The following is a 17,900-nucleotide window of genomic DNA, read 5'->3' on the forward strand; positions in this document are numbered from 1 at the left end:
CGCCGGGCGGCAAGGCCCACGGAGACACCCGAATGAGCGGCACCGCATCGAAGCCAGAGCCCCCGCCGGATCGCCGCTTCGTCCAGGTCTACACCGGCGACGGCAAGGGAAAGACCACCGCCGCCCTGGGCCTGGTGCTCCGGGCGGCGGGCGCCGGGTGGCGGGTCCTGGTGCTCCAGTTCCTCAAGCGGGGGGACTTCAGCGAGATCAAGGCGCTCCGGCGGCTGCCCGGCGTGGAGGTCCGGCAGTTCGGGACGGGACGCTTCGTGAGGGGACGCCCCTCGGAGGCGGACCTGCGGGCGGCCCGGGACGGGCTCCGGCTGGCGGAATCCGCCCTGGCCTCGGGGGCGTACGACCTCGTCGTCCTCGACGAGGCCAACGTGGCCGCCCACTTCGGCATGCTGGAGGCGGCCGACCTGGCGGCGCTCCTGGACCGGAGGCCCCCCGGCGTGGAGGTGGTGCTCACCGGGCGGTGGGCCCCGCCGGAGGTCCTCGAGCGGGCGGACCTCGTCACCGAGATGCGATCCGTCCGCCACTACTACGACCGGGGCATCCCGGCGCGGGAAGGAATCGAGCGATGACGGCGAGCAGCGGACCGGCCGCCCGGGCGGCCGTCACCCCGGGGGGGGAGATCGAGGCCCGAAGCCTCGAGATCCTCGCCCGCGAGCTCGGCCCCGTGGACCTCCCCCCGGGCGAGCTCGCCGTGGTGCACCGGGTCATCCATGCCACCGCCGACTTCGACTTCGCCCGCACCCTCCGTTTCCATCCCCGGGCCGTGGCGGCCGGGGTCGCGGCCATCCGGTCCGGGAAGTCCATCCTCGCCGACGTCGGGATGGTGGCCGCCGGCATCGACAAGATCCGGCTCGGCCGCTTCGGCGGCAGTGTCGAGGTCCCCATCCACGACCCGGCCTGCGCCGAGCGGGCCGCCGCCCGGGGGATCACCCGGGCGGCGGCGGCCATGGAGCTGGGAGCCGCCCCCCACGTGGGCATCGTGGCGGTGGGCAACGCCCCGACGGCCCTCCTCCGGGTCCTGGACATGGTGGCGGCGGGGGCCTTCCGCCCCGACCTGGTGGTGGGCGTGCCCGTGGGATTCGTCAGCGCGGCCGAGTCCAAGGACCGCCTGGCCGGGGCCGACGTACCCTTCATCACCGCCCTGGGGCGGAAGGGGGGCAGCTCCGTGGCCGCGGCGGCGGTCAACGCCCTCCTGCGCCTGGCCGAGGCGGCATGATGCAGACGCCCCCGGCCCCGGACCGGCTCCGTCACCCCCCTTCCCTCCGCGCGACACCCGGCCGCCCGCCTCCCGGCCGCCGCGCCGAGCCGTTCGTCCCCCCGGCCCCGGAAACGGCCGCCGCCGCTTCCGGCCGCCCCCGGCAGACCCGGGCGCCCGCCGCCCCCAGCGCATCCAGGACGTGAAGCGACCATGAGAACCAAGTTCATCTTCATCACCGGCGGGGTGCTCTCCTCCCTCGGCAAGGGCCTGGCCGCCGCCGCCATCGGCGCCCTCCTCGAAAGCCGCGGTCTCAGAATCACCCTCCAGAAACTCGACCCCTACATCAACGTCGACCCCGGCACCATGAACCCCTTCCAGCACGGAGAGGTCTTCGTGACCGACGACGGCGCCGAGACCGACCTGGACCTCGGCCACTACGAGCGCTACACCAACGCCCACCTCGGCCAGCGCCACAACTACACCTCGGGCCGGATCTACCACAGCGTGATCACCAAGGAGCGGCGCGGCGACTACCTGGGCGGCACCGTCCAGGTCATCCCCCACGTGACCGACGAGATCAAGGAGGCGGTCCTCCAGTTGGAGGGCGAGGCCGACATCGCCCTCATCGAGATCGGGGGCACGGTGGGCGACATCGAGGGGCTCCCCTTCCTGGAGGCCATCCGCCAGCTCCGCGGCGACCTCGGCAAGGAGCACACCCTCTTCGTCCACGTCACCTACGTCCCCTTCATCCGCGCCGCCGGCGAGGTCAAGACCAAGCCGACCCAGCACAGCGTGAAGGAGCTCCGCTCCATCGGCATCCAGCCCGACATCCTCCTCTGCCGGACGGAAAAGGACCTCTCCCCGGACATCAAGGCCAAGATCGCCCTCTTCTGCGACGTCCCGGAGGACTGCGTCATCACCGCCAAGGACGTGGACTGCATCTACGAGGTGCCGCTCCTCTTCCACCGGGAGGGGCTCGACGAGCGGATCATGACCGCCCTCAAGATGTGGACCCGGGCCCCGGTCCTCACCCCGTGGGAGGACTTCATGGCCAAGGTCCGCCAGCCCCAGCACAAGGTCCGGATCGCCATGGTGGGGAAATACGTGAACCTCCGGGAGTCTTACAAGAGCCTGAACGAGGCCCTCTTCCACGGGGGGGTGGCCAACAGCACCACCGTGGAGATCGACTTCGTCAACTCGGAGGACGTCACCGGGGCGGCGCTAGCCCGGCGCCTGGCCCGCGCCGACGGCGTCCTGGTGCCGGGCGGGTTCGGCTCCCGGGGCATCCCCGGCAAGATCGAGGCCATCCGGCACGCCCGCGAAAACGGCGTCCCCTTCCTCGGCATCTGCCTCGGGATGCAGCTGGCGGTCATCGAGTTCGCCCGGAACGTGGCGGGGCTGCCCATGGCCGACAGCACGGAGTTCGCCCCCAACACCCCCGACCCGGTGATCTACCTCATGAAGGAGTGGTACGACTACCGCACCGACCAGGTCCAGCGCCGGGACGAGACCACCGAACTCGGCGGCACCATGCGGCTCGGTGCCTATCCCTGCCGCCTGGCCGACCCGGAGAGCAAGGCCTTCATGGCCTACGGCCGCGAGGAGATCTCCGAACGCCACCGCCACCGCTACGAGTTCAACAACGCCTACCGCGAGACCCTGGAGGCCCACGGCCTCCGGTTCACGGGGCTGAGCCCCAACGGCGAGCTGGTGGAGATCGTGGAGATCCCGGACCACCCCTGGTTCCTCGCCTGCCAGTTCCACCCGGAGTTCAAGTCGCGGCCCCTGGAGCCCCATCCCCTGTTCACGAGCTTCATCCAGGCCGCCCTGGCCCGCAGGCTCGCCGCCGAGGCGGGCGGAGGAGACGCCAAGTGACCCGGCGCACCGAGACCGTGGCCATCGGGAACGAACGGGTGGGTGGCGGCACGGCCCCGCTCCTCATCGGCGGCCCCTGCGTGCTCGAGGACGTCGACACCGCCCTGGAGGTGGGCCGGCGCCTCGGGGCGGCCGCCCGGGCCGCCGGCTTCGGCTACGTCTTCAAGGCCTCCTTCGACAAGGCCAACCGGACCTCCATCCGCTCCTACCGGGGGCCCGGCCTCGAGGCGGGGCTCCGGATGCTCGGGGAGATCCGGGAGCGGCTGGGCGTCCCGGTCCTCTCCGACATCCACACCCCGGATCAGGCCGCGCCCGCCGCCGAGGTCCTCGACTGCCTCCAGATCCCGGCCTTCCTGTGCCGGCAGACCGATCTCCTCGTGGCCGCCGCCCGCACCGGCCGCCCGGTGAACATCAAGAAGGCCCAGTTCATGGCCCCCTGGGACATGGCCCACGCCGTGGCGAAGGTCCGGGAGGCGGGCGGCCGGGGCGTGCTCCTCACGGAGCGCGGGACGGTCTTCGGCTACAACAACCTCGTGGTGGACATGCGGAGCCTGCCCCTCCTGGCGGAGATCGGCCCCCCGGTGATCTTCGACGCCACCCACAGCGTGCAGCTTCCGGGCGGCGGCGAGGGCTGCTCCGCCGGCCAGCGGCAGTTCGTGGCACCGCTGGCCCGGGCCGCCGTGGCCGCCGGGGTGGACGGCGTCTTCATGGAGGTGCACCCGGACCCGGACCGCGCCCGCTGCGACGGGCCCAACAGCCTCACCCCCGACCAGGCCGAGGCCCTCCTCCGGGAGCTGGCCGCCATCCACCGGGCCCTCACCCCCTGAAAGCGCCCCCCATCAGCCATGCCCCACACCGATCCCGACATCCTCCTCGAAAAGGCCCGGCGGATCCGGCTCCTGGTCCTCGACGTCGACGGCGTCCTGACGGACGGGCGGATCACCTACACGGCGGAGGGCGTCCAGGTCCAGAGCTTCCACGTTCGGGACGGGTTCGGCATCAAGCGGCTCCAGGAGGCCGGGGTGGCGGTGGCCATCCTGAGCGCCCGGAGGTCGGAGGCCCTGGCGCGGCGGGCCGCGGAACTCGGGATCGACCGGGTGATCCAGGGAAAGGAGTCCAAGACCGCGGCCTTCGACGGGCTCCTCGCCGAGACCGGCCTGACCGACGACGAGGTGGCCTACGTGGGCGACGACTGGGTGGATCTGCCCATCCTGCGCCGCGTGGGACTCGCCGTGGCCGTGGCCGACGCGGCGCCGCCGCTGGCCGACTACGCCCACTTCGTCACGGCCCGGCCCGGGGGCCGGGGGGCGGTCCGGGAGGTCTGCGACCTGATCCTCCGCGCCCAAAACCGCTGGGCCGACTGCCTCAACCGCTACCTCAACCCCGGCGTGCCTTGAAGGTCCCCCCCCGCCTCCGCACACTCCTGGCGGTGCTCTTCGTGGCCGCGGCCCTGGCCGTACTGGCCCTCCCGGGAACCTTCCTCGACCGGGGCCAGGAATGGATGCCCGGCCTGCCCGCCATGAAGGCGGACATGACCCTCGAGGGCATCCGCTACCGCCGGGACGAGGACGGCCGCCTCCGGGTCCGCGTCCTCGCCGAATCGGGCGCCCGCTTCCGGGCGGCCCGCCTCCTCCGGCTCGAGGCGGTGAAGGCCGACTTCTTCCCCGACGCGGGCGGCCGGGTCCACCTGCGCGCCCGGGAGGGGGAGTTCCAGGAGGCCGAGGGGCTCCTCACCCTCCAGGGCGACGTGGTGCTCCGCACCGCCGACGGCAAGGTGCTGGAGACGGAGCGCCTCTTCCTCGACCAGAAGGCGCGCCGCATCTGGAGCACCGAACCCGTCCGGATGGCGGGGGCCGGCATCGAGATCCGGGGCGAGGGCTTCGAGTTCCTCCCGGACGAGGGAAGGCTCCGGGTCTTTCACCAGACCACCCTCCTCCGGCCGGGGGCGGCCCCGGCCCCCTGACCGCCCGCCGCCGGCCCGCTTCCCTCGCGGGATGAATCCGGTTATAACCTGGATCCGGGCACCGGGGCCGGGACGGCACCAGCGGCCCCGCCCCCACGCCCCGAGGAGGCTCGGCATGCCCCGAAGACGTCTTCGCAACCGGCCCCGGCGGATCGCGGCGGCAGTCCCATGGCTCCTCCTGCTGGCCGCCGTCTTCGGCCCGTACCCGGCGGGGGCCGCGGCGCGCCGGGCCGGGTCCGCCCCCCCCATCCGCATCCAGAGCGACCGGATGGAGGCCACGGAGGGCGCCGGCCGCGTGCTCTTCACCGGCCACGTGGTGGCCACCCGGGGCGAACTCCGCATCGAGGCCGACCGGATGGAGGTCTTCTACTCGGCGGACAAATCGGAACCGGGCGCCGGGGGCCGCCGGATCCGGCGGATCCTGGTCACCGGCGGCGTCCGGCTCTTCCAGGGAGAACGGACCGCCCGGGCCCGGGAGGCGGAGTACCTGGCCGGCGGCGAGGAACGGGTGGTCCTCAGCGGCAATGCCACCGTGACCCAGGGGCAGAACCGCATCCGGGGCCAGCGCATCACCGTGTACCTCGACGAGGAGCGGAGCGTGGCCGAGGGCGGCCCAGGCGGCCGGGTGGAGACCCTCGTCTACCCGGAGGAATGACTTCGGGCGGTCGCTGGTATAAAATATGCTAGCAAGCTGATGGCACGACTGGAAGCCAGGGGACTGGTCAAGACATACAAGTCACGGAGGGTGGTCGACCACGTCGACATCGACGTCGCGGACCACGCCATCGTGGGGTTGCTCGGGCCCAACGGTGCCGGCAAGACCACCTCTTTCTACATGATCGCCGGCCTCGTCCGGCCGGACGGCGGCCAGGTCCTCCTCGACGGCCAGGACGTGACGGATCTCCCCATGCACCTCCGGGCCCGCCGGGGGATCACCTACCTCCCCCAGGAGGCCTCGGTCTTCCGGCGGCTCACGGTGGCCGAGAACATCCGCCTCGTCTTCGAATCCCGCGACGTGCCCAGGCGGGAGGCCGAGAACCGGACCCGCGAGCTCCTCGACGACATGGGCCTCTACCGGCTCGCCGACAACAAGGCCCACTCCCTCTCCGGGGGTGAGCGCCGCCGGGTGGAGGTGCTCCGGGCCCTGGCCACCGACCCTTCCTTCATCCTTCTCGACGAGCCCTTCGCCGGGGTGGATCCCCTGGCGGTGGCGGACCTCCAGGAGGTCATCCGGGGCCTCAAGGCCCGCGGCCTCGGGGTGCTCATCTCGGACCACAACGTCCGGGAAACCTTGACGGTGTGTGACCGCGCCTATATCGTGAGCGCCGGTGCCATCATCGAAGAAGGCCCGCCCGCCCACATCGCGGCCAGCCCGGTCGCCCGCCAGATCTACCTGGGAGAAGACTTCACGCTCTAGCCGCCATGGCCCTCCAACTCCGCCAACAGCTCAAGCTCTCCCAACAGCTGGTCATGACCCCCCAGCTGCAGCAGGCCATCAAGCTGCTCCAGCTGTCCCGGGTGGAACTCATCGAGACCATCAACCAGGAACTGGCGGCCAACCCCGTCCTGGAAGAAGGGACGGACGAGGAGACGGCCCCCGGGGAGGCCGGAGCCGAGACGCCCACCGACGCCGACGAGGCCCCCATCCCGGCCCTCTCCTCCACGGAGTCGGAGCAGACCCCCTGGGAAGACAAGGCGCTGCAGGAAGTGGACTGGCGCGAGTACTGGGAAGACGGCCGGTCGGCGCTCCCGGCCTATTCCTTCGAGGAGAAGGAGGCCCCCAACTACGAGGCCTTCGTGGCCACGTCCCCGGATCTCGCCGACCACCTCCTCTGGCAGCTCCAGATGTCCAACCTGGACGACCGCCAGCGGCAGATCGCCTGCCACGTCATCGGGAACCTCGACCCCAGCGGCTACCTCAAGGCCACCGTGGAGGAAATCGCCAAGGCCGCCGGGGCGTCGCCGGAGGAGGTGGAGGCCGTCCTCGCGGTGGTCCAGTCCTTCGATCCGGCGGGCGTGGCGGCACGGGACCTCCGGGAGTGCCTGCTCCTCCAGATCGAACAACTCGGCATCACGGACCCCCTGGTCCGGGAACTGGTCACGCACCACCTTCATCACATCGAGCGGCACAACTACCAGGCCATGGCCAAGGCCACCGGCCGCTCCATGGAAGAGATCGCCGCCGCCATCGACGTGATCACCGGCCTCGAACCCCGGCCCGGCCGCCCCTTCTCCGACGAGAACACCCACTACATCGTCCCCGACATCTACGTCTACAAGGTGGACGACGACTACGTGGTGGTCCTGAACGACGAGGGGCTGCCGCGGCTCCGGGTCAGCCGCTTCTACCGCTCCGCCCTGGCCAGGGGCGAGACCCCGGAACAGGCCAAGGAGTTCATCCAGGGCAAGCTCAAGTCGGCCCTCTGGCTCATCCGGAGCATCCACCAGCGGCAGAAGACCATCTACAAGGTCACCAAGAGCATCGTCCGCTTCCAGCGGGACTTCCTCGACAAGGGCATCGCCCACCTGAAACCCCTCATCCTCCGGGACGTCGCCGAGGACGTCGGGATGCACGAATCCACCATCAGCCGGGTCACCACCAACAAGTACGTCCACACGCCCCAGGGCATCTTCGAGCTCAAGTTCTTCTTCAGTTCCGGGCTCCGGCGCGGGGACGGCGGCGGCGACGTGGCCACCCAGAGCGTCAAGGACCGGATCCGGCGCCTGGTGCAGTCCGAGGACCCGGCCCACCCCTACAGCGACCAGCAGATCGTGGAGATCCTGGCCAAGGACAACATCCGCATTGCCAGGAGGACGGTGGCAAAGTATAGAGACCTTCTCGGGATCCTTCCGTCCAGCCGGCGGAAACGGCCCTCGCTGAAGCGATGAAGAAACGGCCGGCGACCTTTTGTCGATGCATCTTTGATGGCCTCGTAACAAGCCCTCTGAGTGGATGGCCAAGCGAAAACCGCCAAATGCCGGGCGCGAGGATATCGAGGAATGAAGCGTACCTGGGTACGCCGCAATGACGAGAGCATCCGAAGAGCGCCGCAGCCCGCGACTCTTGGCGACGCCGTCATCTTTTGGGCGACGCCATCATCTCAACCCCACATGACGACCGGAGGTCCTGCATGCGCATCAACGTGACATTCCGCCACATGGAACCGTCGGAGAACCTGCGCCAGTACTGCGAACAGCGTTTCAAGAAGCTCAAGAAGTACGCCGACGGGCCGATGGACGTGAATATCGTGCTCTCCGTGGAGAAGTTCCGCCAGATCGCCGAGGTCCAGGTCTCGGGCGACGGCATCCGGGCCAACGCCGCCGAGGAGCAGGAGGACATGCGCGCCGCCATCGACCTGGTCTCGGACAAGATCGACAAGCAGCTCCGCCGCGCCCGGGAGCGGCTCCGCGAGAAGAAGGGCGGCGGCCTGAAGGGCGGCCTGGAAGCGGAAGCCCCCGCCGCGCCCGGCGAGGCCGGGGAGGCCATCCGCATCGAGCCCATCCCGGCCAAACCCATGTCCGTGGACGAGGCCCTGGCCCAGTTCCCCTTGCAGGACGAGCCCTTCCTGGTCTTCACCAACGCCGAGACAGAGACCGTGAACGTCCTCTACCGGCGCAAGGACGACACCCTGGGCCTCCTGGTCCCCCACCGGCCGTGAGGATCCTCGATTACCTGCGCCCGGAACACGTGCTTCCGGAACTGGCCGCCGGGTCGAAGCCCGAGGTCCTGCGCGCCATGGCGGCCCACGTGGCCGCGGCGGAACCCGGGCTCGACCCGGAGCGGGTCTACACGGTGCTCATGGAACGCGAGGCCCTCGGCAGCACCGGGATCGGCGAGGGCGTGGCCATCCCCCACGGAAAGATCGCGGGGCTCGACCGGCTGGTGATCTCCGTGGCGCGGAGCCCCCGGGGGGTGGAATTCGACGCCGTGGACCGCCAGCCCGTCCGGCTCCTCTTCCTGCTGCTCGCACCCGAGGCGGCGGCCACGGCCTACCTCCGGCTCCTGGCCCGTGTCTCCCGCCTCATGAAGTCTCGGGAGGTCCGCCAGGCCCTCCTCGGGGCCGGGGACGTCCATGCGATTCTGGCGACCATTCGGGAAGCGGACGTCGGCCCCTGAGCCCGCCGTCAGGCCTGTCCCCGGCCCCCCAGGGGCCGCCGGCCAGTCCGCCGGGCGGCGCATCCAGGTACTGGTCATCACCGGGATGTCCGGCTCCGGGAAGAGCACGGCCCTCAAGGCCTTCGAGGACATGGGCTACGGCTGCGTGGACAACCTGCCCGTCACGCTCCTGCCGGCATTCCTCGAGGTCAAGGAGGCCGGGGCCGCCGGGCCCACCCGGGTGGCCCTGGTCATGGACATCCGGGAGGAGACCTTTCTCCACCGGCACCGGGAGGTCTTCGACCAAGTCCGCGCGGCCGGCTTCCACCTGGAGGTCCTGTTCCTCGATGCCAAGGACGAGGTCCTGATCCGGCGCTTCAGCCAGACCCGGCGCACCCACCCCCTCTCCCCCCAGGGGAGCCTCACCGAGGGCATCCGGGCCGAGCGGGGGCAGCTCGCGGCGCTGCGGGAGTGCGCCGACCGGATCCTCGACACGTCGAACTTCAACATCCACCAGCTGCGCCAGACGCTGCGGACCCTCTACTCCCCGCGGACCCGCCTCGACCGGCTCATCCTCCACCTCGTCTCCTTCGGATTCAAGTACGGCGTCCCCGCGGAGGCCAACCTCGTCCTGGACGTCCGCTTCCTGGCCAACCCCTACTTCGATCCCGCCCTCCAGCCCAGGGACGGCAGGGACCCCGCCGTCCAGGACTACGTCCTCCGTGACGAGAAGACCGGTGAATTCCTGCTCCGTGCCGAGGCCCTCCTGCGCTTCCTCGTCCCCCTCTACCGGGACGAGGGGAAGTCCTATCTCGTCATCGCCATCGGCTGCACCGGGGGCCGCCACCGGAGTGTGGCCCTGGTGGAACATTTCCGCCGGATGTTTACAGCCTCGAGGGAGGAGGTTATCGTCACCCATCGGGACATCGAGAAGGAACACCCGGAGACCGGAAAGGGAGCCCAGGGATGGTAGGCGTCGTCATCGCCGCGCACGGAAGGCTGGCCGAGGAACTGCTCCAGACCACCCGCTTCATCGTGGGCGAGACCCCGCAGATGACCGCCCTCTCCGTGGATCCCTCGCGGCCGGTCAAGGAACTCCAGTCCGAGATCCGAAAGGCCATCCGATCCGTGGACGACGGGGACGGCGTGCTCGTCCTCACCGACATGTTCGGCGGCACCCCCGCCAACATGACCCTGGCCTTCCTGGAAGAGGGAAAGGTGGAGGTCATCACGGGGACGAACCTCCCCATGCTCATCCGGATCTGCCAGGCCCGAGAGGGGAGGCCCCTGGCGGAGGTGGCCGAGACCGTGGTGGAATACGGCCGCAAGAGCATCAACCAGGCATCCGCCATCCTGAAGCGCTGACCCGCCGGCCGTGCCTGCCGCCCGAGGCGCCGCGCCCGGATCCAGGAGGCCGGCCTTCCGGATCCGGCCGGCGCGCCCCGCCGACCTGGATCACCTCCTCCGCATCGAGCGACGCTGCCACCCGGCTCCGTGGAGTGCGGCGGCCCTGGCCGCCGAACTCGGGGCGCCCCGCGGCCGCCTCTGGATGGCCGAGACCCTCCGCGGCCGCGCCGCCGGCTTCGTCGCCTTCCACTGGACCGGCGACGTCGTCTACGTCGCCGACCTGGCCGTGGACCCCGCGTTCCGCCGCCGGGGGATCGGGGCCGCCCTGCTCGGGCTGGTCCTCCGGTGGGCCCGACGGCGAGGCGCCGTGGAGGCCGTCCTGGAGGTCCGGGAGGCGGCCCCGGAGGCCAGGGCCTTCTACGATGCCCAGGGATTCACGGCGGCCGGCCGGCGCCCCGACCTCTACGGCCGGGGACACCACGGCCTCACCCTGGTGCGGCGGCTCCGGGGCGGCCCCGGAACGCGTTGACTTCCCCGGCGCCGGTGCCTACTATTCGAAGAGGCGCGGCGCAGGGTGGACGCGCCGGAGGTCGGTACGGGGTCGTCGCACCGGCAAACGGCCCGGGGATGCACACCGAGATGTCGCCCCCCTCGTGTCGCCGCCCGCGCCGCCGGTCGTGCCGCACCCCCACAAGCAGATGACCCGCGGGCCCCGCCCGCCGACGAGGCCCCGGCCCGGCGGCGCCGGGCCACCACCACCTTCCAAGGAGGCCAACCATGGCGATCAGGATCGGCATCAACGGATTCGGGCGCATCGGGCGCAACGTCCTCCGGGCGGCCGTCTCCGACCCGGCCTTCTCGGAGGTCACCGTGGCCGCCATCAACGACCTCGGCGACCCCCGGACCCTCGCCCACCTGCTCAAGTACGATTCGGTCATGGGCCGGTTCCCCGCAGAAGTGGAGGCCGAGGAGAACGCCCTCCGGGTGAACGGACGCGAGATCCGGGTGAGCGCCGCCAAGGACCCCGCCCAGATCGACTGGCGGAGCGCCGGGGTGGAATACGTGGTGGAGGCGACCGGGCGGTTCCGCGAAGCGCCGCTGGCCCGGGGGCACCTGGAGGCCGGGGCCCGGAAGGTCATTATCACGGCGCCCGCCAAGGGAGAAGACATCACCATCGTCATGGGGGTGAACCAGGACGACTACGACCCCGAGGCCCACCACATCGTCTCCAACGCCAGCTGCACCACCAACTGTCTCGCCCCCGTGGCCAAGGTCATCCACGAACGCTTCGGCATCGTCTCGGGCCTCATCACCACGGTCCACGCCTACACCAACGACCAGCGGATCCTGGACTTCCCCCACACGGATCTCCGTCGGGCCAGGGCGGCGGCGGTGAACATGATCCCCACCAAGACCGGGGCCGCGGCCGCCGTGAGCAAGGTGATCCCGGAGCTCGCCGGCCGCCTCGACGGCCTCGCCGTCCGGGTCCCCACGCCGGACGTCTCCCTGGTGGACCTGGTGGCCTGGGTCGAGACAGAGACCACCGTTCCCGAGGTGAACGGACACCTCAAGGCGGCCCAGGGCCGGTTCCTGGGATACACGGAAGAGCCCCTGGTTTCCACGGACTTTCTCAGGGACCCCCATTCCGCCGTGGTGGACGGCCTCTGCACCCGCGTCCAGGACGGCCGCCTCGTCAAGGTCATGGCCTGGTACGACAACGAGTGGGGGTATTCCAACCGGGTCCTCGACCTCATCTGCTTCATGGAGGAGAGAAAGGGCTGAGCGCCCCGCCGCCGGCGCCCCCTGCCACAGCCCCATGGTCTTCGACTCAAAGGCGCTCCGGGTCAACCTCGAGGAAACCGCCGTCCGGGACCTCCACATCGACCCGCGCTACGAGGTCCTTCGCGAGGCGGTGGCCGACTACCGGGGCATTCTCAACACCCTCGACCACCTCCTCTTCGAGCTGCACCACCCCTTCCGGAACTGGAACGTCCTCCTGGACGAGTTCCGGAGCTTCGCCCTCAAGCACTTCGCCGCCTACGCCCGAACGCCGAGGGGGCCGGAGGCACTGGCCACCCTGCTCGGGATCTTCCTCGACGCCGTGGAGACCGCCCCGAAGGCGGAACACCAGGCCCTGGCCGCCCAAAACCTCCTGGCACTCGTCGAAAAGGCCGCCCAGGCCCTCGAACCCGGGGAGATCGGACCCTTCCTCCCCGTGATCCGGGACGGCATCCACCGGCTGGCCGAGGCGCCCGAGCCGGTGCTCCTGGCCTGCGCCCGGAGCCACTACCCCTTTCCCCGGACGGCCCGGACCCTGGTGGAAAAGGTCCGGGAGGCGGCCCCCGACCCCGGCGAGGCCCGACAACTCTGGCAGGCCTGCGGGGCCCTGCTGCTCGAACTCCGGAGGGTCAACTGGCAGGGCTGGCTGGCGGAGGACGATCCCGTCGCCTGGCTCCGGGAGACCGCCGCCCGCCAGCGTCCGCCCCTCGACCCGGCCTTCACGGACCGCCTGGTGGAGCGGTTTCGCCCCGTCTCCCACGAGCGGCTCCGCGCCCTGCTCCGGGAGCTGGCAGACTTCGACGGACGCCCCCTGGACGAGGCGGAGATCCTGGCCCTGGCGGCCTTTCCGGGCCACAGGGACATCGTGGAGGCCTACCGCGACATCGCCCGAGACCTTACCGGGTCCGCCTGCTCCCTGGTGGGCCCGTCGGGGGAGGGGGGCATCTGCCTCCTCATGCTCTTCCACATGGCCGAGACGGAGGGCCTGGCCAACATCCGCGAGGAGATCCTCCGGGAGATCAACCGGAGCCTCATCTGCATGGTGCGCACCGCCGACCCCGGGGAGATCGAGGGCATCCTCAAGAAGAGCTTCGCCCTCCTGCGCCACCAGGAGGGCCGGTACCTTCGCACCTCCCTCCAGTGCATCGAGGCCCTGGGGATCGAGGTCCTCAAGCGCCGGGACCCCCGCCTCACGGAGGTCTTCCTGGACGAGACCATCCGGTTCGGGTTCACGCCGCCGGGGATCGAGGGGGTGGACCGGGAGTGGCACGTGCTGTCGAACCCCGCGCACCTGCAAAACATCCGCGTCTGGCTCTCCCTCGTCGAGGCCGATCCCGCCGAGTGCAGCCGGCTGCTCTCCGCCCTCCTCATCAACCTCCGCCTCGCGGGGACCTGCATCAAGGACACGGACCTCTTCCAGCGCGACGTCAGCCGCCTCCTGAACAGCCCCATCGCCCCGGTCTACAACCTGGTGAAGCAGGTGGCCCGCACCTTCCCGGTCTACTTCAACGAGATCGGCGCCGAGGGCTTGCTCCGGGACGTCTCCACCGAGGTGGACGAACTGGCGGGGCGCCGCGACCCCCTGGTCCACTTCCTCCGGAAACAAAGCCACGTGGAGAGCAACAACCTCATCGTGGCCTTCATCGAGGCCATCCTCTGTTTCTGGTACGGCCGCGAGAAGAAGTGGCTGGCACCCTTCGTGCCCCCGGAGGTCCTGGAGGAGATCCGGCCCTACGGCCCCCACACCGATCACGCCCACCGCCTGGTGCGGCACCTGGCCGAGGAACTCGGCCTCGAGCCCTTCGCCGCGCACCTCGACCAGCTCCTGGACGTGCCGGAAGACCGGCTGGAGGCCCTCCTGGCCGAGGTCCCGGACGTCCCCCCCGGCGAACGCCGCCGGGTGGCCCTCCTCGTCCGGATGTACCGGCTGGAGACCCTGAAGTACAAGCTCGGGGTCCAGGAGATCCGCCACCACCTAGAGCAGGCCAAGCTCCTGGGCTTCGAGGGACTCGACGAGGTCCTGGAGGTCCTGGATGCGGACGACCCGGCCGAGGTCCTGGAGGTCATCCTCTCACGGCTGGAAGAACTCAAGGCGGTCATCCTGAGCCCGGAGCGGTTCGAGGCCCGGGAGGACATCTACCACAAGCGGCACATCGCCGCCGACATCCCCTCCATGTACGGGCGCTACCACGAGCGGAAGTTCGACGCCCTGAGCCTCAGCCTGCGGCTCGAGAACCTCGCCAACCTCTACTTCGAGCGGCTCATCTCCGAGTCGGGCCTGCCCTACGTCTCCCGGGCGCACCTGCCGCGGACCCTCCAGTGCCTGCGCCTCTTCCGGCGGGCCCTCAAGGTGGACGGCCTGAAGAGCCGCAAGTTCGACGCGCACCTGAACCTCCTGGAACGGTCCCTCGAGGTGGAGAACTTCACCTACGCCCAGTACCTCGACGTGGTCCGGGGCCTTGTGGACGGCGTCAAGTCCCTGATCCACGCCTCCTACATCCGCCCCCACCGGGAGAACCTGGCCCTCTCCATCCGCCTCCTCGGCCCGGAAAACCTTCTGCCGAAGTTCCGCGGCCCGGAACCGGGGGTCTCCGAGGCGGAATGGATCCAGCAGACCTCGGAACGCTTCCTCCGGGAGCTCATCGCCGGGACCTTCGGCCTCCAGCACCTGGACAACTTCGTCACCCGGCTCCACCACTCCCTCTCCGAGCAGGGGCAGGCCCTGGAGGCGGGGCACCGGGATCTCCTCCTGCGCTACGACCCCGACCGGCTCCTCTCCCCCATCCACCGCCCGGCGAGGAAGACCCACAACGTCATCCACCTCGGCAACAAGGGCTACAACCTCACGCTGCTGGCCGGGTTCGGCCTCCCGGTGCCGCCGGGCATCATCGTGACCACGGACCTCTACCGGTACCATTCCCTCATCGAGGGGATGCCCGAGCTGGCGAGGGAGTTCAGCGCGCGGCTCCGCCAGGCGGTGGCGGACATCGAGGACGAGACGGGCCGCCGCTTCGGCGACCCCTCGAACCCGCTCCTCGTCTCGGTCCGGAGCGGCGCCGCCATCTCCATGCCCGGGATGATGACCACGGTGCTCAACGTGGGCAGCACCCTGGAGACCATCCGGGGCCTCGAACGCCGCACGGGGAAGACCTGGTTCGCCTGGGACAACTACCGCCGTTTCCTCCAGTCGTGGGGAATGTCCTTCGGCCTCGAGCGCGACATCTTCACCCACCTCATGAAGACCCACAAGGAGCGGCACGGGGTGGCGCAGAAGCGGGAGTTCACCGGCGCGCAGATGAAGGAGCTGGCCCTGGCCTACCGCCAGGCCCTCCTCGACCACGGCATCGACCTCGTGGAGGATCCCCACCGGCAGCTCCTCACCGCCGTCCGGCTCGTCCTCGACTCGTGGACGTCCCGGAAGGCCAAGGCCTACCGGGAGATCATGGGGATCTCCGACGACTGGGGCACGGCGGTCATCATCCAGGCCATGACCTTCGGGAACCTCTCGGCCCAGTCCGGCACCGGCGTGGTCTTCACCACCGACCCGCACAACAAGGGCCACCGCCTCCGGCTCTGGGGCGACTACACGCCCGGCAACCAGGGGGAAGACATCGTCAGCGGCCTCGTGAGCACCTTCCCCATCTCGCGGGGGCAGCGGGAGGCGCTGGGCTTCGAGGAGCCCAACAGCCTCGAGGAGGCCTTCCCCGAGATCTACGGGGCCCTCCTCACCCACGTCCGGGCCCTGGTGGAAGGGCGCAAGTGGGCCCACCAGGAGATCGAGTTCACCTTCGAAGGGCCGCGGGCCGGCGACCTCTACATCCTCCAGACCCGGGACATGATCGCCAAGAAGGAGACCCCGCCCCGGGTCTTCAAGAAGACCCGCGCCCTGGCCGGCGGCTTCCTGGCCCGCGGCATCGGGGCCAGCGGCGGGGCGCTGGCCGGCCGGGCCGTCTTCTCCCTGGAGGAGATCCAGGCCTACCGGGCCCGCCACCCCCGCACGCCCCTCATCCTCATCCGGTCCGACACGGTCCCGGACGACATCCGGGAGATCTCCCTGGCCGACGGCCTCCTCACCGCCAAGGGCGGCCAGACCTCCCACGCCGCCATCGTAGCCTCGAGCCTCGGAAAGACCTGTGTCGTGGGCTGCAAGGCGCTCCAGGTCTTCGACGGCCGCGGCTTCGCCCGGATACGCGGCCACGTGATCCGGCCGGGAGACCCCGTCAGCATTGACGGTCACAACGGTTCGGTTTACAAGGGCATCCAAAAGACGCAGGCAGGCGGGGCGGCCGCCTTCCAGGACCCTGCCGCCCATGGTAAAGGAACCCCAACCCGCCAGAGGAAGGAGACGACGCATGATCAGGATTGAGGACCAACCCAGGCCCATCAAGCTCGGCATCAACGGCCTCGGCCGCATCGGCAAGCTCAGCCTGTGGCACCACGTCGGCCGCCGGTACTTCTCCGAGATCGTGGTGAACCTCGGGCGCCAGGTGGGACAAGGGCTCCACGATATCGCCGCCTGCATCGAGAAGGACAGCACCTACGGCCACCTCGGGGCCTACCTCCACGGCCACCGGTGCCCCCGGGTCGTCGAGGAACTCGACGAGGCCAAGGGCACCATGAAGGTGGACGGCATCCCCGTCACCATCCTCCGCGAGAGCCGGAACCCGGCGGACATCGCATGGAAGGCCCACGGGGTGCGCCTCGTGGTGGACAGCACCGGGGTCTTCACCGACCCCACCGCCCCTCCGGACAGCCCCAAGGGGGCGCTCCGCGGCCACCTCGAGGCCGGCGCCGAGAAGGTCATTCTCTCGGCCCCCTTCAAGATCAAGGACAAGACCGCCCCCATGCCCGAGGACGCCGTCACCACGGTCATGGGCATCAACGGCGACGACTATCGGCCCGACAAGCACCGGCTCATCTCCGCCGCCTCGTGCACCACCACCTGCCTCGCCCACATGGTCAAGCCCCTCCTCGACCACTTCGGCGTGGACCGGATCCTCTCCGCCTCCATGGTGACCGTCCACGCCGCCACGGGCAGCCAGCCGGTGCTCGACCGGCTCCCGAAGACCGGGGCCACCGACCTCCGGAAGAACCGGAGCATCCTGAACAACATCGTCCTCACCACCACGGGGGCGGCCCGGGCCCTGGCCCTGGTGCTCCCCGAGATGAAGAAGATCGGCTTCATCGCCGAGTCGGTCCGCATCCCCACCTCCACGGGCTCGCTCATCGTCCTGGTGCTCACCATCCAGGACCAGAGCGTGGAGGCCCCCATCAACCGCGACCTCGTCAACGGCCTCTACCGGAAGGCCGCCGAGGGCTACGCCCGGGACTACCTGGTCTACACCGAGGAGCAGAACGTCTCCGCCGACATCGTGGGCGTCCCGGCCGCGGCGGCCGTCATCGAGGCCCGGGAGACCCACACCCGGACCGGGATCATCAACGTGGACCCGAAGTCGCTCTGCGCCGGTTCCGCCGAGGCCATCGAGGCCCTGAGCTGCGCCACGCTCCAGGTCCCGGTCACCCAGGTGGTGGTCTACGGCTGGTACGACAACGAGCTCGGCAGCTACACCAATATGCTGGGCGAGCGGACCGTCACCGTGGCGGACTCCCTCCTCTAGGGAAGCGCCGCC

Annotated in this window: 17 protein-coding genes; all 17 read left to right on the forward strand. The window is 70.4% G+C overall.

The window, feature by feature from the left end; all coding sequences use genetic code 11:
• Nucleotides 1-32 precede the first annotated feature (32 nt).
• The 17 genes from HCU62_RS06870 (at nt 33) to HCU62_RS06950 (ending at nt 17,888) form a co-directional block, all read left to right on the forward strand.
• Nucleotides 33-581 carry a cob(I)yrinic acid a,c-diamide adenosyltransferase gene (locus HCU62_RS06870; protein ID WP_163299121.1) on the forward strand — a complete coding sequence of 183 codons (549 nt, stop codon included), beginning with the start codon at nt 33-35 and terminating at the stop codon, nt 579-581.
• Entirely contained in the window at nt 578-1,228 is a 651-nt protein-coding gene (locus HCU62_RS06875) for a precorrin-8X methylmutase (RefSeq protein WP_163299120.1), read from the forward strand. The genes HCU62_RS06870 and HCU62_RS06875 overlap by 4 nt, the downstream gene beginning before the upstream one ends.
• A gap of 192 nt (nt 1,229-1,420) precedes the next feature.
• Nucleotides 1,421-3,085, forward strand: coding sequence for a CTP synthase (pyrG, locus tag HCU62_RS06880; protein WP_163297879.1), 1,665 nt, complete (start codon nt 1,421-1,423; stop codon nt 3,083-3,085).
• Nucleotides 3,082-3,912 (forward strand): 3-deoxy-8-phosphooctulonate synthase, encoded by an 831-nt coding sequence (gene kdsA / locus HCU62_RS06885; protein ID WP_163297880.1) that lies wholly within the window; start codon nt 3,082-3,084, stop codon nt 3,910-3,912. Before pyrG ends, kdsA begins: the two co-directional genes overlap by 4 nt.
• 18 nt (nt 3,913-3,930) lie before the next feature.
• Nucleotides 3,931-4,482: a KdsC family phosphatase gene (locus HCU62_RS06890; RefSeq protein ID WP_163297881.1), complete on the forward strand. Its 552-nt coding sequence runs from the start codon at nt 3,931-3,933 to the stop codon at nt 4,480-4,482.
• Nucleotides 4,479-5,048 (forward strand): LPS export ABC transporter periplasmic protein LptC, encoded by a 570-nt coding sequence (lptC, locus tag HCU62_RS06895; RefSeq protein ID WP_163297882.1) that lies wholly within the window; start codon nt 4,479-4,481, stop codon nt 5,046-5,048. The genes HCU62_RS06890 and lptC overlap by 4 nt, the downstream gene beginning before the upstream one ends.
• A 115-nt stretch (nt 5,049-5,163) precedes the next feature.
• Complete coding sequence (gene lptA / locus HCU62_RS06900) at nt 5,164-5,703, forward strand: lipopolysaccharide transport periplasmic protein LptA (protein WP_163297883.1); 540 nt, start codon at nt 5,164-5,166, stop codon at nt 5,701-5,703.
• Nucleotides 5,704-5,742: 39 nt separating this feature from the next.
• Nucleotides 5,743-6,465, forward strand: coding sequence for an LPS export ABC transporter ATP-binding protein (lptB, locus tag HCU62_RS06905; RefSeq protein ID WP_163297884.1), 723 nt, complete (start codon nt 5,743-5,745; stop codon nt 6,463-6,465).
• A 5-nt stretch (nt 6,466-6,470) separates the two neighbouring features.
• Nucleotides 6,471-7,937 carry an RNA polymerase factor sigma-54 gene (rpoN, locus tag HCU62_RS06910; protein ID WP_163297885.1) on the forward strand — a complete coding sequence of 489 codons (1,467 nt, stop codon included), beginning with the start codon at nt 6,471-6,473 and terminating at the stop codon, nt 7,935-7,937.
• 242 nt (nt 7,938-8,179) lie between these two features.
• A complete protein-coding gene (gene hpf / locus HCU62_RS06915) occupies nt 8,180-8,707 on the forward strand; it encodes a ribosome hibernation-promoting factor, HPF/YfiA family (protein WP_163297886.1) in 528 nt (175 codons plus the stop codon).
• On the forward strand, nt 8,704-9,165 hold the full coding sequence (locus HCU62_RS06920) for a PTS sugar transporter subunit IIA (protein ID WP_163297887.1): 462 nt from the start codon (nt 8,704-8,706) through the stop codon (nt 9,163-9,165). The genes hpf and HCU62_RS06920 overlap by 4 nt, the downstream gene beginning before the upstream one ends.
• 61 nt (nt 9,166-9,226) lie before the next feature.
• On the forward strand, nt 9,227-10,117 hold the full coding sequence (rapZ, locus tag HCU62_RS06925; RefSeq protein WP_163297900.1) for an RNase adapter RapZ: 891 nt from the start codon (nt 9,227-9,229) through the stop codon (nt 10,115-10,117).
• Nucleotides 10,111-10,509 carry a PTS sugar transporter subunit IIA gene (locus HCU62_RS06930; RefSeq protein WP_163297888.1) on the forward strand — a complete coding sequence of 133 codons (399 nt, stop codon included), beginning with the start codon at nt 10,111-10,113 and terminating at the stop codon, nt 10,507-10,509. Before rapZ ends, HCU62_RS06930 begins: the two co-directional genes overlap by 7 nt.
• Nucleotides 10,510-10,519: 10 nt before the next feature.
• Nucleotides 10,520-11,020 (forward strand): GNAT family N-acetyltransferase, encoded by a 501-nt coding sequence (locus HCU62_RS06935; RefSeq protein WP_309474764.1) that lies wholly within the window; start codon nt 10,520-10,522, stop codon nt 11,018-11,020.
• Nucleotides 11,021-11,268: 248 nt separating this feature from the next.
• Entirely contained in the window at nt 11,269-12,273 is a 1,005-nt protein-coding gene (gap, locus tag HCU62_RS06940; RefSeq protein WP_163297889.1) for a type I glyceraldehyde-3-phosphate dehydrogenase, read from the forward strand.
• A 34-nt stretch (nt 12,274-12,307) separates the two neighbouring features.
• Entirely contained in the window at nt 12,308-16,636 is a 4,329-nt protein-coding gene (locus HCU62_RS06945; RefSeq protein WP_163297890.1) for a PEP/pyruvate-binding domain-containing protein, read from the forward strand.
• A gap of 16 nt (nt 16,637-16,652) precedes the next feature.
• Nucleotides 16,653-17,888 carry a type I glyceraldehyde-3-phosphate dehydrogenase gene (locus HCU62_RS06950; RefSeq protein WP_163297902.1) on the forward strand — a complete coding sequence of 412 codons (1,236 nt, stop codon included), beginning with the start codon at nt 16,653-16,655 and terminating at the stop codon, nt 17,886-17,888.
• The last annotated feature ends 12 nt before the right edge of the window (nt 17,889-17,900 follow it).

This window comes from Dissulfurirhabdus thermomarina, from assembly GCF_012979235.1.
Lineage (GTDB): Bacteria > Desulfobacterota > Dissulfuribacteria > Dissulfuribacterales > Dissulfurirhabdaceae > Dissulfurirhabdus > Dissulfurirhabdus thermomarina.

What these genes read in the sequence shown, in the direction of transcription:
- HCU62_RS06870 (WP_163299121.1), top strand. Translation starts at nt 33, where the DNA reads ATGAGCGGCACCGCATCGAAGCCAGAGCCCCCGCCGGATCGCCGCTTC.
- HCU62_RS06875 (WP_163299120.1), top strand. Translation starts at nt 578, where the DNA reads ATGACGGCGAGCAGCGGACCGGCCGCCCGGGCGGCCGTCACCCCGGGG.
- pyrG (WP_163297879.1), top strand. Translation starts at nt 1,421, where the DNA reads ATGAGAACCAAGTTCATCTTCATCACCGGCGGGGTGCTCTCCTCCCTC.
- HCU62_RS06890 (WP_163297881.1), top strand. Translation starts at nt 3,931, where the DNA reads ATGCCCCACACCGATCCCGACATCCTCCTCGAAAAGGCCCGGCGGATC.
- lptA (WP_163297883.1), top strand. Translation starts at nt 5,164, where the DNA reads ATGCCCCGAAGACGTCTTCGCAACCGGCCCCGGCGGATCGCGGCGGCA.
- lptB (WP_163297884.1), top strand. Translation starts at nt 5,743, where the DNA reads ATGGCACGACTGGAAGCCAGGGGACTGGTCAAGACATACAAGTCACGG.
- rpoN (WP_163297885.1), top strand. Translation starts at nt 6,471, where the DNA reads ATGGCCCTCCAACTCCGCCAACAGCTCAAGCTCTCCCAACAGCTGGTC.
- hpf (WP_163297886.1), top strand. Translation starts at nt 8,180, where the DNA reads ATGCGCATCAACGTGACATTCCGCCACATGGAACCGTCGGAGAACCTG.
- HCU62_RS06930 (WP_163297888.1), top strand. Translation starts at nt 10,111, where the DNA reads ATGGTAGGCGTCGTCATCGCCGCGCACGGAAGGCTGGCCGAGGAACTG.
- gap (WP_163297889.1), top strand. Translation starts at nt 11,269, where the DNA reads ATGGCGATCAGGATCGGCATCAACGGATTCGGGCGCATCGGGCGCAAC.
- HCU62_RS06945 (WP_163297890.1), top strand. Translation starts at nt 12,308, where the DNA reads ATGGTCTTCGACTCAAAGGCGCTCCGGGTCAACCTCGAGGAAACCGCC.